Below are 15,635 nucleotides of genomic sequence, written 5' to 3' on the forward strand. Positions count from 1 at the left end.
ATGAGTTTAGCAAATAAAGCGCTCGAACAAGGAGAAGGAATATTAAGATTGACTCCCACTTGGGTTCCTCGATCATTTTGTGTGCCAGGTAGAAGAATCAAATTGCACCCGGATGATTACTATGCCTTAGGTGGAGCTAGAGGGGGGATAGACGAGCGTTGGTTTTCGTCTACCACGCCTGCAGAGAATGGGCCGTTGACAAGCAAAAATGAGGGGTTGAGTCATATTGCATTTGAAGAAAATGGAAAAACAGAATTGATTCTGTTAAAAGACGCAATCAATGATTTAGGAGGACAAATCATCGGGGATAGACTGTGGGATAAGTACAAGTCTTGGCCGATGTATTCCAAGTTTTTTGATAATATGGGGCCATTGCCGCACCATATTCACCCAAGTGATGAATTTGGGAAATTAACAGGGCAAAACGGAAAACCGGAGGCTTATTATTTCCCTCCCCAAGTCAATAATCATGGAGGTGATTTCCCTTACACATTCTTTGGTATAGCTCCGGGAACTTCCAAAGAGACTATTTTAGAATGTCTAAAGAACTTCAATAAAGGAGATAATAAAATCACGAATTACTCTCAAGCATTTAAGTTAGAGCCGGGCACTGGATGGAATGTTCCTCCTGGAATGCTTCATGCGCCTGGAAGTTTGTGTACTTACGAACCTCAAAAAGCATCAGATATTTTTGCGATGTATCAATCGCTTGTAAATGAAGCAATTATACCTGATGAGTTGTTGTGGAATGCTACTCCAAAAGACAGATGGGGTGATTATGATCTGCTAGTAGAGATGATCGATTGGGATTTGAATGTCAATCCTAATTTGATGGATAACCATTACATGGAGCCAATTCCTGTGAAGGACCGTGCTACTATGAATGCTGAAGGCTATGATGATAAATGGATTTGTTACCGCTCTCATGATTATTCAGCCAAAGAATTGACCATCTTCCCTGGACAAACTGTGACCATTAAAGATTCAGCGGCTTATGGAATGATTATGATGCAAGGATATGGTAAGATGAATAATTGGGATATTGAGACTCCTGCATTGATTCGATTTGGGCAGTTGACCCATGATGAGTATTTTGTTTCAGAGAAGGCGGCTCAGGAAGGGGTGAAAATCACCAACCATTCCAAGACTGATCCGATCGTCATGCTAAAACATTTTGGACCAGATAATCCTGACCTTAAAGTAGTGGAATAATCCCATTAAAAGGTCGATTTAATAAACAAGTGCAATAACATAAAACCCACTTTTAACTATGAATAATTTCCCGAAATTACATAATGCAACGTGGCCTGGATTAGTAGGAAAAGGCCCAGACTCCGAACCTGTAATTCCTTTTGATTCGCTATTGGAGATGACAGCTGCAGCTGAAGTCAATGGGGTGAAATTTGATGGAGTGGATATTGGTTTACTTGAGCCACATATCAACTTAGATGCCCCTGATGAGGCAAAGAAAGTTGCAGATAAAGTGTCAAAATATAATTTGAATATAGGTTCGATGGTGGCTCCGATTTGGGCTGGGGCTGCAATGGGTACTGAAGAACAACGTAAAATATTTTTGGAGATGGTTCGCAAATCCTGCGAATTTGGAAAAGAGCTCAATGATTTAGGTGTCAGAAAGTATGGAGTGATCCGCATAGATTCAGCTTCTTCAGTGGAGGCTTGGTCAAAGGACCCTAAAGGGAACACCAAGCAAATTGCCGATACCTTTAGAGAAGCATGTGATATTGCTGCTGGGTTTGGTGAGAAGCTTGCTGCAGAAGGGGAGATTTGCTGGGGAGCCATGCACAGCTGGAAATACATGGTGGAATTGATGGAGATGGTGGATCGACCTAATATAGGTTTCCAGGCTGATATGTCTCATACTTTCCTATACACCTTAGGATACAATGCTCCAGAACATAGGATTTTACCAAAGGATGTAGACTTGAAAGATAGAGGTGCCATAGAGGCTGCTTTGAAAACAGTGACCGATGCGTTAAGACCATGGACCATTGATTTCCATGTGGCTCAAAACGATGGAAGTGTTTTCGGTTCTGGATCACATGATAAGACAGGACGACACTGTCAAGCCACCGATCCAAATGGACTGTTAGATATTGCCCATGATGCCGGGTACTGGTTGAGAGATGAAAATGGAAATCTGACAAAGGCCTTCAAACATATCTGCTGGGATGGTTGTATGTTCCCAAATTCAGTGATGGAAAACCAGCAGACATGGAATGATATTTTGGCAGCAATGATCAAAGTGAGAGAGGCTCACGGATGGTCAGAATAAATTAGAAGCCAATAATCAGGAGGTGTAGTTCACCCTCTTTTTCAATTTTCAATTTTAGATTTAAAAACAATGAGCGAAAAAAAATATATACGAATAGGATTAATCGGAACAGGTTTGATGGGGCGAATCCATACAAACGGCTATAAACGATTGGCAGACTTCTTCCCAGAATATGAGCATAGACCAGTTTTACAGGCTGCTTGTTCCAGAAGAAAAGAAAAAGTGGAAGCATTTGCAGAGCAATGGGGATATAAGTCGGTAGAGACTGATTGGAGAAAATTACTGGAAAGAGACGATATCGATGCAGTAGATATTTGTACTCCCAATGATATGCATGCCGAAATTGCCATAGCAGCTGCTAAAGCGGGAAAAATGATCCTTTGTGAGAAGCCCTTGGCAAGAACAGTGGAAGAGGCTAAAAAAATGGTAGATGCCATTGAGGAAGCTGGAGTGCAAAATACGGTTTGGTACAATTACAGAAGAATTCCAGCTGTTACCCTTGCAAAGCAGATCGTTGCTTCTGGGAAGCTTGGAAAAATTTTCCATTACAGAGCAAATTTCCTTCAAGATTGGACCATTAACCCCGATTTACCTCAGGGAGGGGATGCATTATGGAGATTGGATGCAGAAGCTGCAGGTTCGGGTGTGACCGGTGACTTATTGGCACACTGTGTTGATACAGCCATGTGGATCAATGGAGGAATTAAAGATGTTTCTGCAATGACAGAAACTTTTATCAAAGAGCGAGTACATCAAGGAACTGGTGAGAAGAAAAAAGTAACCATTGATGATGCTTGTATTTTCCATTGTCATTTTGATAATGGTTCTTTAGGGCTGTTTGAAGCTACTCGATATGCAAGAGGACATAAAGCGCTTTATACATTTGAAATCAACGGAGAGCATGCCTCAATCCGATGGGATCTTCATGATTTGACCAGATTGGAATATTTTGATCATGATGATGAAGGAAAAGTAAGGGGTTGGAGATCTATTCACGTAACTGATGGGGATCATCCTTACATGGATAGATGGTGGATCCCAGGGACTTCCATTGGATACGAACATTCCTTTATACATCAAGTAGCGGATTTCTTTAAAAGCTTAGATGAGGGCACAGCATGTCATCCTACTTTTAAAGATGCTTTTGAAACTCAAAAAGTATGTGAGGCAGTGATTAATTCTGCGAATGAGAAAGCATGGAAAGACACAGGTGTTGAATGGACTGAAAAATAATTTTCTTAAATTCGATTAATATCTATTAGCTCAATCAAGTTGACCTTGGTTGAGCTTTTTTATAGAAAATAAAATTACCCGCCCATGACTAAGAAACTCTCTTTTACCACCAAGTTGGCTTTTTTATTACCGATTCTTTCCCTGCTTTTTTACGGATGCGAGTCTCCAAAGAACAAGGATGAGGCAGTAACTGAAAAAAAAACAAATATCATTTTTATCCTTGCTGATGATTTAGGGTATGGAGATTTGGGCTTTTTGGGTCAACAATACATTGAAACTCCAAATATTGACCGACTGGCAAAAGAAGGTATGTTCTTTTCTGATTTTTATTCAGGGTCCACAGTTTGTGCTCCTTCGAGATCTTCTTTTTTGACTGGCTTACATACTGGGCATACACCGATTAGAGGAAATTCAGAGGTGCAGCCAGAAGGTCAGTTTCCAATGCCGGATTCTGTAATGACCGTGGGTAAGGCCATGCAACAAGCAGGGTATGTTACTGGGGCATTTGGCAAATGGGGGCTAGGATTTATAGGTTCGACTGGAGAGCCTGTTAATCAAGGGTTTGAAGAGTTTTTTGGATACAACTGTCAACGGTATGCGCATCGTTATTATCCCGCTTATTTATGGCATAATGATCAAAAGGTTGATTTGCCAGGAAATGATTGGACTACTACTGGGGATTATGCTCCTGATATCATTCAGGAGAAGACCCTTGAGTTTATAGATCAAAATGCTGAGAAACCCTTTTTTCTATTTATGCCTATCGTAACTCCTCATGCAGAACTCGCTGCTCCTGATGATGAGTTAATGGCTAAATACAAAAAGATGTTTCCAAATGAACAACCTTATGTAGGAGGGAAAGGAGCTGATTATGGTCCTGATATGCGTATTCCAGGGTATCAGTCTCAACCTTATCCACATGCGACTTTTGCAGCAATGGTAGAAAGGATTGACCGGTATGTGGGTGAGGTCTTGGATAAGTTGGAAGAGAATGGACTTTCAGAAAATACGCTAATAATTTTCAGTTCGGATAATGGAGCACATCAAGAAGGAGGAGCAGATCCCGAGTTTTTTGATAGTAATGGACAATTCAGAGGTTTTAAGAGAGATTTATATGAAGGAGGAGTACGTGCTCCAATGATTGCTTGGTGGCCCAATAAGATAAAAGCAGGGACTACTACGGATCATGTGGCCGCCTTTTGGGATTTGCTACCCACATTTGCTGAGGTAGCAGGACAGAAGATATCGTCTGCAATCGATGGGATTTCGTTCTATCCTACTTTGGTGGGAGAAGGAGAACAACAAGAGCATGAGTATTTGTATTGGGAGTTTCATGAGCAGGGAGGCAAACAAGCAGTGAGGCAAGGCAATTGGAAAGCTGTGAAACTGGATGTATTTAAAAGCGAAGAGCCGGTATTGGAATTATATGACCTAAGTAAGGACCCTGGAGAAACTAACAACATTGCAAATGATTTCCCTGAAAAAGCGCAAGAGTTAGAAAGCTTGATGAGTTCTTCCCATATCCAAAATCCGCGATTTTCTTTTTACAGAAGTGAGAAGGAGTCTTCTGAATAAGGTTGAATAAATTTTTAAAGGATGTAGTTTTCATATCGTTTAAAGGTAAATAGAAGAGGAGGTGATTCATTTGAAATTGCGGCTTCAAGAAATATGATTTTTCTCATTTTCCACTGAAAAACAGCCCTTTTTTGACCGCTGGTGTTATTCCTTCCTCAAAAAATTAGAATATTGCCTTACCTTTATTGACCTCGATTAACCGTTCGAAATATACCATTCGATATGTCTATCCCAAATCAAGTAAACCCAATTACCACCATCATTCTATCGGCTCTAAGCGAACAGGTTGCTGAGAAATCGATTGTATGGTTAGCTCAAAAAAGAGAGAAGATTCTATTATCCGAAAAGGAAATGGATTTCTTTATGGCTTTTAGCCAAGCTTCTAGATATTTTAAAAGTATTCCTTTAAAACTTAGCGTAGATCAATTTCATGAGTCCCAAGCATTGTGCGTGGGTCTCAGGATGGATTTATGGAGCCAGTTACAGGCAGCAAGAGTTTATTTACTACTTCAATACCCAGCAGCTGATTCGGCTTCTTGGAAAAGCACCCTTCAAAAACTATTTGAAACGGGAGATATGCTTGAAATAGAAGCCTTGTATTCTGCCTTGCCGATTATGCCTTTTGCAGAAGAAATGGTTGGTAGGGCCAGGGAAGGTTTGAGGACCAATATCACTTCCGTGTTTGATGCAGTGGCATTAAATAATCCTTATCCATCTACCTACTTCGATGAAAGTGCTTGGAATCAGATGGTCGTGAAAGCCATTTTTATGCAACGTCCTCTTTTCAAAATCCAGCATGCAGAAGCCAGAGCCAACCAAGAGCTGGCGGATATAATCATTGATTTTGCTCATGAAAGATGGTCAGCAGGTAGAAATGTAATCCCTGAATTGTGGAGGTTTGTAGGCCCTTTTATTAGTTCAAAAAACATAGAGGACCTTAAAAAAGTTGTAGAAGAAGGCAGTGAATTAGAGAAAAGGGCAGCCTTACTGGCATGTAGTATGTCTGATTTTCCGGAAGCCAAGAGCCTTTTGGAAAAGAATAGCGAAATTGCAAAAGAAATTGAATCAGGAAAACTTAACTGGGATTGGATAGGCGAAGAAGCTTTGGCTTTAGCTTAATTCCCATCGAGAAGCATAAAAATTAAGTAGAGAACCCCAAATTTACCAGACATGGAAATGTTTATTGATCCACATATACACGTAACATCCAGAACAACTGATGACTATGAAGCGATGCGTAAAGCAGGCATTGTGGCGATTATTGAACCTGCCTTTTGGTTAGGCCAACCCCGGACTGAGGCAGCTAGCTTTAAAGATTATTTCAGCAGTTTGGTAGGATGGGAACGCTTCCGGGCCAAGCAATTTGGAATTGTACATTACTGTACGATCGGATTAAATTCCAAAGAGGCCAATAATGAGCCTTTAGCGGAGCAAGTGATGGAGTTACTTCCACTTTATGCGGGCAAGCAAGGGGTAGTAGCAATTGGAGAGATAGGATATGATGACCAAACCGCTGCAGAAGACAAGTTTTATAGACTGCAATTAGAACTTGCCAAAGAAATGGATCTTCCAGTGATGATTCATACTCCACATAGAGATAAGAAAAAAGGAACTTCCAAAAGCATGGATGTCAGTGAGGAGCATGGTTTGGCTCCTAACATGGTGATCGTGGATCATAATAATGAGGAGACTGTCAAAGAAGTGTTGGATCGTGGCTATTGGGCTGCTTTTACCATATATCCTCATACCAAGATGGGAAGCGAGCGAATGGTGGACATTGTAAAACAATATGGACCAGAACGGATTATTGTAGATTCTGCTGCTGATTGGGGAATATCAGATCCATTGGCAGTTCCAAAAACTGCCGCGTTGATGCGTAAAATGGGAGTGCCCGAAGAACACATTCGATTGACTTGTTATCAAAATGCATTGACAGCCTATTCTCAAAGTGGTCAAATGGATGAATTGGATTGGTTGAATGCTGAGCCAATTGACCAAACCAAAAAAATGTCAGGAAATTCAGTGTTGAGAGGAGGCCAGGTTCCCCGTGTAGATGGGCCGGCCGATCGTGTGGAGAATTAATTCATGAATACATCGAAGGTATTTGCCCATTTGCAGCTAACCAGGCCAGCCAATGTGGTCACCGCCATAGCAGATATTATTGCGGGCTTTGCTATAGCTGGAATGGGTGTTTATTTAACTTCTTTTTCCAATGAAAGTGGCCATTTAATAGATTTAGCCTGGCTGGTGTTGTCTACCATTGGGCTTTATGCTGGTGGGGTAGCTTTCAATGACGTATTTGATGCCGATATAGATGCAGTAGAAAGACCAGAGCGTCCCATCCCTAGTGGAAGAGCCTCTATAAGAAGTGCTTCTACCATGGCATTTCTGCTTCTTGTGTTAGGGGTACTAGCCGCTGCAATGGTCAGTATGACTTCAGCAATCATTGCATTTGCTGTTGCCTTGTGTGCCGTATTGTATGATTATTGGGGGAAGCACCAGCATTTTTTTGGCCCAATCAATATGGGGCTTTGCCGTACCGGAAACCTGTTATTAGGAGTCAGTGTGGTTCCAGAATTAATATCTGAATATGCCTTTATAGGATTGATTCCATTGGTATTTGTGGCAGCTATCACCATGATCAGTAGGGGAGAAGTTCATGGGAAAAATAGAAAAGCATTATTTGGTGGTTTGTTGATGTATATCACGATAGTAGCAGGTATACTTCTTTTGGCTTATAGCTTTGGAGGAAAGCTAATAGAAGTGATTCCTTTTGTGGTGCTATTTGTGTACATGGTGTTTCCACCCCTGGTGAAAGCCATTCAAAAACAGGATCCAAAATTGATAGGGAAAGCAGTCAAAGCTGCAGTGATTTCGTTGATAATAGTAAATGCTTCACTGTCGGCAGCATTTGCAGGATGGTTATATGGCTTAATGGTATTAATCTTATTGCCAATTTCTCTTTGGCTGGCCAGAAAATTTGCAGTGACCTAAGCTAAAAAATATGCTTAAAGCAATAAATTGCAGGCCGAAAGAACCTTTTGCCCCTGTTTTAGATTGAGTAATTGATGAAAAGAATAATAGAACAATCATTTGCGGTACCATATACCTATCCGGTGATTTTCTCTCAAAACATTTTTGATGAGGGAGATGATACTTTGGCTGGTTTGCTTGACAATGGCAAAGGAGGGAAAGCCTATTTTGTGATTGATAGTGGAGTTGCGGTAGCTCATCCTAGCTTATTGGAGCAAATCAAGGAATATGCCGATGCACATGCTGCTCAGTTTAAGTTATGTGCCGAACCTCTGATTGTTCCAGGGGGCGAGGCTTCCAAAAATGACCCTCAGTACTATGAGAAAATAGTGGAGGCAACCCATCTATATGGTATTGACCGACATTCCTATATCGTTGCGATAGGAGGAGGGGCTGTATTGGACATGGTTGGTTTTGCTGCAGCCATCTCTCATAGAGGCATTCGACTAATCAGAATTCCTACCACCGTTCTTTCCCAAAATGACTCTGCAGTTGGGGTTAAAAATGGGATAAACTCATTTGGTAAAAAGAACTACTTAGGCACTTTTGCGCCACCTTTTGCAGTATTGAATGATTTCAATTTCCTACAGACATTGGATGAAAGAGATTGGAGATCCGGGATTTCTGAAGCGATCAAAGTAGCTTTGATTAAGGATTTGGATTTTTTTGAATGGATCGAAGACCATGCGATTTCTCTTGCAAATAGAGAAATGGAGCCCATGCAAGAATTGATTGTGAGATGTGCACAAATGCATTTGGATCATATTGCAGGAAAAGATCCTTTTGAAATGGGATCTTCCAGACCTTTGGATTTTGGCCACTGGGCTGCTCATAAAATGGAACACCTTTCGGGTTATGAAATACGACATGGTGAGGCTGTTGCTATGGGGATTGCTTTGGATTCTACCTATTCCTACTTAAAGGGGATGATTTCTGAAGAAGAACTTCAAAGGATTGTCTCTGTAATTTCAAGGTTAGGATTCCATCTTTACAATGAAGTACTTTCAGGAGATATGTTGTTGAAGGGATTGGAAGAGTTTAGAGAGCATTTGGGAGGAGAATTGACTATTATGTTATTGTCCAAGCTGGGACTAGGAAAAGAGGTTCATGAAATGGATCAAACGCTTATTGTTGCGGCTGTGGAAAAATTAAAAGCCTTCCAAGCAGATCGGTTGATTACTAATTGATTTTGCATTTTATTCCAAAAAATTCTTAAAAATAATGATTGTAAAAGAAGGAACTCACCTGACTTATTGTACCAATATTCATCCTGGGGAAAGCTGGAAAGAAACCTTCGATAATCTTAAAAAATATATCCCTAAAATTAAAGAAGAACTTTCTTCTACTCAACCATTTGGGATAGGGTTAAGACTCTCCAACGAAGCTAGTTTAGTTTTACAAAAACAAGAAGAGCTACAACTGTTTAAATCTTGGTTGAAAGAAAACGACTGCTATGTTTTTACCATGAATGGATTTCCCTATGGGGGCTTTCATGGTCAGGTGGTAAAAGACAAGGTCCATGATCCAGATTGGACCACCAAAGATAGAAGAGATTATACTATTCGACTTTTTGAAATACTCGCAGAATTACTTCCTAATCAAATGGAGGGAGGGATTTCTACTTCTCCATTATCCTATCGGTTTTGGTTTAATACCCAACATGATTTAGAACGGGCGATTACCAAGTCTACTACCCATTTGGTTCAGGTGGTTGCTAAATTGATTGAGATTAGGCAGAAGTCCGGAAAAGTTTTGCATCTTGATATTGAGCCAGAGCCGGATGGAATTTTAGAAAATACCGCAGAAATGCTTGCCTATTTTCAGGATTGGTTGATTCCAATGGGGACCAGAGACTTGATGGATTCCCTTCAAATGAGTAAACAAGATGCGGAATCTGCAATTAGAGAGCATATAAGATTATGCTATGATGTTTGTCATTTTGCGCTGGTTTATGAAAAGCCAGCTGAAGTATTCAAGGCAATGGAAGGAGCGGGAATTAAGATTGGAAAGATTCAAATTTCAGCAGCATTGAAAATCAATATTCCAGATTCAGAATCTGGAAGATCATTGATCAAAGAAACCCTTTCGCCATTTGCTGAATCCACGTATTTACATCAGGTAATAGGAAGAGATCAAAATGGCCATATAGAATCTTACAGAGATTTAGATCAAGCTTTGGATTTGCTTTCTGATACCTCACAAAATGAATGGAGGATTCACTTCCATGTTCCTGTGTTTTTATCGGATTATGGAAAGGTTTCATCTACTCAGTCAGATATTTCGGAAGTGCTAGAATTGGTTCAGGAAAAAGATGTATCAAAGCATCTTGAGGTGGAAACCTACACATGGGATGTATTACCCGAAGGGATGAACATAGATATTCAAAATTCTATCATTCGAGAACTTTCCTGGGTGACTGAAAATATGAAGAAGAAATGAAAAAAACGGTTGTCATAGATGTGGTGGCCTTGTCCAAAAGATTAATAGGCGAACACACCCCATTCTTAAAAAAGTGGACTTCAGAAAAACTTCAAGCTACTATTGATCCGGTTCTTCCGGCTGTTACTACCTCTGCTCAAACAACCTACCTAACTGGAAAATGGCCTACAGAACATGGGATCGTTGGGAACGGATGGTATTTTCAAGACGAGTGTGAGATCAAATTTTGGAGACAATCCAATAAGCTGATTCAAGCAAAAAACATTTGGGATATTGCCAAGGAGAAAAATCCTAATTTCACCGTTTCCAATATGTTCTGGTGGTATAATATGTATTCTACCGCTGATTACCAGGTAACACCTAGGCCGTTGTACCCCTCTGATGGTAGAAAAATACCTGACTGCCATTCTCATCCTATGGATTTAAGAGATAGGCTTCAAGAAGAGTTGGGACAATTCCCTTTATTTTCTTTTTGGGGACCTAATGCCAATATAGAATCTACTCAATGGATAGCAAATGCTTCTAAGAAAGTAGATGAATGGAAGAATCCTACGCTCACCTTAATCTACCTTCCACACTTGGATTATGGACTTCAGAAATATGGGATAGATTTTTCCAATATTTCTAAAGATTTGAGAGAAATAGATGCGGTTTGTGAAGACTTGATTACCTACTATGAAAATCAAGGAGCGGAAGTGATTTTACTTTCTGAATATGGGATCACTTCGGTATCGAATCCTGTTCACCTCAACCGGGTTTTTAGAAAGGCGGGACTCATTCAGGTCAAAAATGAGCTGGGTTTAGAAACCTTAGATGCCGGGACTAGCAGGGCATTTGCTGTGGTGGACCACCAATTGGCGCATATTCATGTCAAAGATAAAGCTGATTTACCTCTCGTTAAAAAGCTATTGGAAGAGACTCCGGGAGTGGACCTGATTTTGGATGAGGAGGAGAAAAAGAAGTATCATTTAGATCATGAGCGTTCTGGGGATTTGGTGGTCGTTGCGGATAAAGACTCATGGTTTACCTATTATTTCTGGTTGGATGACTCAAAAGCACCTGATTATGCCCGATGTGTAGCTATCCATCAAAAACCAGGATATGACCCTGTGGAATTATTTATGAACCCAGAATTCGCTTTACCCATGGTCAAAGTGGGTTTAAAAGTTCTAAAGAAGAAATTAGGGTTCCGTTATTTGATGGATGTAATTCCACTAGATGCTACTTTGGTAAAAGGTGCTCACGGTAGAATTCCAGAGGAAAGTTTAGATCATCCGGTGTTTTTTACTTCTAATAAATCTTTAACCCAGCAAAAGCATATCGCTCCGGTGGATGTTCAGGGCTTGATTTTGAAAAAGATTTTTGAGTAAATAGATCAAGGTGATTCACACCTCCAATTTTTTAAATAAAATTTTAAAGGAAATGAAAAAGCCATCCCCAATTTGGAGATGGCTTTTTGGTTGATTATAAGGTTGGTTTATTTGGCATTGAAGGTCATTCCTGATACTACAAAAGTACCGGATCCTCCATCATTTTTAGGTTTGGTAACTACAAATAGCTTATGAAGCTGTCCATCTGCATTTCCTGTAATTGGGATAGTAAATGGACCAAAGTTTGGAGCTCCTTCAGGCCCGCTGGATGGTTTTTGAACAAATGTAGAAGACCCAACCAATTCGCCAGTTGGAGAATCTAATCTAAGTTCGAAATCAAACTCATCTCCAAGGCTTCCCATGGTTACAGCGATTGCAGTTACGGATCCAACACCTGTCAGATCAATTCCACCTATGGAGAAAGAAGCCTCATTTTTTGGAACCATTAGTAGGTTATTTCCATCATAGCTCATACTGCTATACCCGCCAGTATAATCTCCTGTGTTCCCCATATCCACCGTGTTGCTCTTCAGCAATCTTGTGGTAGAGCCAGTCAAAGGTTTCACATTTTCCCCTCCTTGATCTGTATAGGATGCATTTAGCATTAAAACACCATTAGGGCTAGGAGTTTTTCCTGTTGTCGCATCTACGCTACCAGATGCAGGTAAAGATGGAGTAGTTACTTGATCCAAAGAAAGAATATAGGCTACCAAAGCATTCAGGTCAGAATCCTTTAAATCCGGGTTCGCAGGCATTGCTGTTTCTCCCCAGACTCCTCCGCCTCCATTTTTAATTTTGTTTTTTAGGTAATCTATATCTCTCTGATTGTATTTCTTAGCTACATCCACATAAGAAGGCCCAACCGAAGCTTCAGCCTCTTTGTGACATGTTTTACAGGTCAAAGTGGTAAATAAAGATTTTCCCATCATGGCTTCAGTCATCACTTTGTGTCCCATATCGGACTCTGCCTGATCAAGACCTTCGATGTAATCCGCAGAAACATACAAGGTACTCATATCTGTCGCTGATTCAGGATTATCTGGATCTTCCACAGAAACGCTGTATGCTACCTTCTTGCCTGGGAAATAGAAAGACTGATTTCCATCAATTGAAATGGTCACAATAGGAGCAATATTTCCAGAATAAACACTTTCAATTCCACTGATTCCAGTTAACCCATCAGGATCCTTAGCGGTAACTCTCACTTCATATTCTCCAATCGCATTGAAGGTATGCGTAAGGGTAGGAACATCCGTTGTCTTGGTTTCGCCATTTCCTAGATCCCAAGAATAAGTCAAAGGATCATTTTCAGGATCAGAGGAAGTAGCAGTGAATGTAACAGTCAATGGATTGGTACCTGAAGTTTTATCTGCAGAAATGGTAGTCACTACAGGAGCTCTATTACCTCCATTGAAATCTATTCTAGAAAGTCCTGAATCTGGGTTCTTGGAGAACCATCCATTTCCATATTCCAAAATATAAATTCTGCCATCAGGCCCCATTTCCATGTCGATCAAAGCATTGAATTTAGTGCTAGGCATAAACGGCTCCATCTTATCGAAATCGCCGTTTTCCTTCATGGTTACCACTTTGATCCAGCCTCTGATCCAATCATAGATAAAGACCTTTCCATCGAAATAATCAGGGAATTTGGTGTCTGCTGTGAACATATCAGAATAATACACAGGTCCTGCCATTGCATTTCTTCCTCCAGAACCCACTTGTGGGAACTCTTTGGATTCACCATATGGATACCAAATGAATGCAGGGGCAAATTCAGGAAGCTGAGTAATGCCAGTATTATTTACAGAAGTGTTTTTCGGTCCATTAGGATCAAATGCTGGTCCTGACTCCCCGGTCTCATAATTATATTCACGGTAAGGATAATTGTTTCCTACTGCAAATGGCCATCCGAAATTCCCGGCTTTTCTGGCTTGATTGACTTCATCATATCCTCTAGGTCCTCGAGTAGCCATGCTGTCTGCATTGGCATCTGGTCCCACTTCGCCCCAATACAGGAAGCCATTTTTCTGGTCTACTGAAATTCTATAAGGGTTTCTATTTCCTTGTACATAGATTTCAGGTCTAGTACCCTCAGTTCCTACAGGATATAAGTTCCCTTCAGGAATGTCGTAAGAACCGTCTTCATTTACTTTTATTCTAAGGATCTTCCCTCTTAAATCATTGGCATTTCCAGAAGATCTTCTGGCGTCATATTGTTCATATCCAGGTCTTTGGTCTAATGGAGCGAAACCATTGTTTCTATATTTTGAATCAGCCTGGTTGAATGGAGTAGAATTATCACCCAATGATAGGAATAAGTTTCCGTCTTTGTCAAATGCAATGGAACCTCCCGTATGGCAGCAAATATCTCTATCAGAATGAATATCCAAAATAACCACTTCGGAACTCATGTCCCAAGTATCATTTTTGAAAGTAAATCTGGATAGTCTATTGATCTCTTCCTCACCTGAAGGAGCATAGTAAACAAATACATATCCATTTTCAGCATAATTCGGATCTTTCTGGATTCCCATCAACCCTTCTTCTGCATTCACTCCTCTAACCTCAGTTTTCCAATAAACATCCAATTTGGCAACCTCTTTCAATTCCTCAGTCTCATTGTCGAAGAATAGAATTTCACCCCTTCTTTGCGCCACAAGAATATCCAAATTTGGAAGAATGGTCATCTCTGTTGGCTCTGTAAATACGCCATAAGCCAAAGGAGTTTTAGTAAATCTGTTTTCTTCCGGTACTCTTTTGCTTGTTGCTTTCGAATAATTCAATTCGAGATTATCTCCAATCGCATACTTGATTCCCTCTAAAAGGTGTTTTAAGTATAAATCTTCAGAATAAGACTCATTGGTATGTCCGCCTCCTGTATAGAAAGCTCTTCCGCCATCATAATCATGATACCAAGCGATGGGATGGTCTCCCATGTCAAATCCACCTTTGTAGGAATTTTCATCCAATTCCAAAAGTACATTCACCTCAGGGTTCATGTTTTTATAGCTATACCATTCGTCTGTTCTTGCCCAAGGGCTTGGAAGAAATGAAGTAGCAGGATTATTCGCATCTACTACAGTAATTTCTCCAGGTTGAACGTTAGGGTTTGGATCATTTATTCCTGGGTGATCGGTAAAATAACCACCTACCAGGCGACCGTACCAGCCCCAACCATATTCGGTGTCTGCAGCAGCGTGTATCCCCACATATCCTCCGCCTGCCTGAATATATCTTTCAAAGTCTGCTTCTTGGTAATTATTTAACACATCACCAGTAGTGCTCAAAAATATGACAGCGGAATATTGAGCTAAATTTTCTTCGTTGAATTTTTCTGCCTGAGTAGTGGTGTCCACTTCAAAGCCATTTTCGGAACCGAGCTTTTGTATGGCTGCAATTCCATTGGGAATGGATTCATGATAATACCCTGCTGTTTTGCTAAATACAAGCACTTTTGGAGAACCGGATCGTTTATTTTTACAGCTCCAGGTCCCAAGGCTTATAAGTAGAGCCAAAAGCAGCAGGCTACGTAGGTTTTTCGGGAATTTCATATTTGTCAAATTTTTGGGAAAATAGCTATTATTAGCCAAAATCGACGTAATTAACTGAATTTAGTCGAATTTTCAGTCAGATTTGACAATTTTTTCTTTTTGATACAATAGAAGGAATTCTTTTGAATTCTAAGGTGT

General features: G+C 40.4%; 11 protein-coding genes. 10 read left to right on the top strand and 1 reads right to left on the bottom strand.

Features of this window, described 5'->3' with window-relative positions; all coding sequences use genetic code 11:
* The 10 genes from BUR11_RS17770 (at position 1) to BUR11_RS17815 (ending at position 11,943) form a co-directional block, all read left to right on the top strand.
* Positions 1 to 1,212, top strand: coding sequence for a cupin domain-containing protein (locus tag BUR11_RS17770; protein ID WP_074226361.1), 1,212 nt, complete (start codon positions 1 to 3; stop codon positions 1,210 to 1,212).
* A gap of 58 nt (positions 1,213 to 1,270) precedes the next feature.
* Complete coding sequence (locus BUR11_RS17775; protein ID WP_074226362.1) at positions 1,271 to 2,293, top strand: sugar phosphate isomerase/epimerase family protein; 1,023 nt, start codon at positions 1,271 to 1,273, stop codon at positions 2,291 to 2,293.
* Between the two features lie 69 nt (positions 2,294 to 2,362).
* A complete protein-coding gene (locus tag BUR11_RS17780) occupies positions 2,363 to 3,526 on the top strand; it encodes a Gfo/Idh/MocA family protein (protein WP_074226363.1) in 1,164 nt (387 codons plus the stop codon).
* A gap of 84 nt (positions 3,527 to 3,610) precedes the next feature.
* Positions 3,611 to 5,101 (top strand): arylsulfatase, encoded by a 1,491-nt coding sequence (locus BUR11_RS17785; protein ID WP_074226364.1) that lies wholly within the window; start codon positions 3,611 to 3,613, stop codon positions 5,099 to 5,101.
* Positions 5,102 to 5,323: 222 nt separating this feature from the next.
* A complete protein-coding gene (locus BUR11_RS17790; RefSeq protein ID WP_074226365.1) occupies positions 5,324 to 6,220 on the top strand; it encodes an EboA domain-containing protein in 897 nt (298 codons plus the stop codon).
* 51 nt (positions 6,221 to 6,271) lie between these two features.
* Positions 6,272 to 7,183 (top strand): TatD family hydrolase, encoded by a 912-nt coding sequence (locus BUR11_RS17795; protein ID WP_074226366.1) that lies wholly within the window; start codon positions 6,272 to 6,274, stop codon positions 7,181 to 7,183.
* A 3-nt stretch (positions 7,184 to 7,186) separates the two neighbouring features.
* Positions 7,187 to 8,095, top strand: a complete 909-nt coding sequence (gene eboC, locus BUR11_RS17800; RefSeq protein WP_074226367.1) for a UbiA-like protein EboC — start codon at positions 7,187 to 7,189, stop codon at positions 8,093 to 8,095.
* Positions 8,096 to 8,169: 74 nt separating this feature from the next.
* Positions 8,170 to 9,321 carry a 3-dehydroquinate synthase gene (locus BUR11_RS17805; RefSeq protein WP_074226368.1) on the top strand — a complete coding sequence of 384 codons (1,152 nt, stop codon included), beginning with the start codon at positions 8,170 to 8,172 and terminating at the stop codon, positions 9,319 to 9,321.
* Between the two features lie 34 nt (positions 9,322 to 9,355).
* Entirely contained in the window at positions 9,356 to 10,573 is a 1,218-nt protein-coding gene (gene eboE, locus BUR11_RS17810) for a metabolite traffic protein EboE (RefSeq protein ID WP_074226369.1), read from the top strand.
* Positions 10,570 to 11,943, top strand: coding sequence for an alkaline phosphatase family protein (locus BUR11_RS17815; RefSeq protein WP_074226370.1), 1,374 nt, complete (start codon positions 10,570 to 10,572; stop codon positions 11,941 to 11,943). The genes eboE and BUR11_RS17815 overlap by 4 nt, the downstream gene beginning before the upstream one ends.
* Before the next feature lie 107 nt (positions 11,944 to 12,050).
* Here BUR11_RS17815 and BUR11_RS17820 read toward each other — a convergent pair whose 3' ends face one another.
* Entirely contained in the window at positions 12,051 to 15,497 is a 3,447-nt protein-coding gene (locus BUR11_RS17820; RefSeq protein WP_074226371.1) for a ThuA domain-containing protein, read from the bottom strand.
* Positions 15,498 to 15,635 lie beyond the last annotated feature (138 nt).

Source organism: Algoriphagus halophilus (genome assembly GCF_900129785.1).
GTDB lineage: Bacteria > Bacteroidota > Bacteroidia > Cytophagales > Cyclobacteriaceae > Algoriphagus > Algoriphagus halophilus.

What these genes read in the sequence shown, in the direction of transcription:
- BUR11_RS17770 (WP_074226361.1), top strand. Translation starts at nt 1, where the DNA reads ATGAGTTTAGCAAATAAAGCGCTCGAACAAGGAGAAGGAATATTAAGA.
- BUR11_RS17775 (WP_074226362.1), top strand. Translation starts at nt 1,271, where the DNA reads ATGAATAATTTCCCGAAATTACATAATGCAACGTGGCCTGGATTAGTA.
- BUR11_RS17780 (WP_074226363.1), top strand. Translation starts at nt 2,363, where the DNA reads ATGAGCGAAAAAAAATATATACGAATAGGATTAATCGGAACAGGTTTG.
- BUR11_RS17785 (WP_074226364.1), top strand. Translation starts at nt 3,611, where the DNA reads ATGACTAAGAAACTCTCTTTTACCACCAAGTTGGCTTTTTTATTACCG.
- BUR11_RS17790 (WP_074226365.1), top strand. Translation starts at nt 5,324, where the DNA reads ATGTCTATCCCAAATCAAGTAAACCCAATTACCACCATCATTCTATCG.
- BUR11_RS17795 (WP_074226366.1), top strand. Translation starts at nt 6,272, where the DNA reads ATGGAAATGTTTATTGATCCACATATACACGTAACATCCAGAACAACT.
- eboC (WP_074226367.1), top strand. Translation starts at nt 7,187, where the DNA reads ATGAATACATCGAAGGTATTTGCCCATTTGCAGCTAACCAGGCCAGCC.
- BUR11_RS17805 (WP_074226368.1), top strand. Translation starts at nt 8,170, where the DNA reads ATGAAAAGAATAATAGAACAATCATTTGCGGTACCATATACCTATCCG.
- eboE (WP_074226369.1), top strand. Translation starts at nt 9,356, where the DNA reads ATGATTGTAAAAGAAGGAACTCACCTGACTTATTGTACCAATATTCAT.
- BUR11_RS17815 (WP_074226370.1), top strand. Translation starts at nt 10,570, where the DNA reads ATGAAAAAAACGGTTGTCATAGATGTGGTGGCCTTGTCCAAAAGATTA.
- BUR11_RS17820 (WP_074226371.1), bottom strand. Translation starts at nt 15,497, where the DNA reads ATGAAATTCCCGAAAAACCTACGTAGCCTGCTGCTTTTGGCTCTACTT.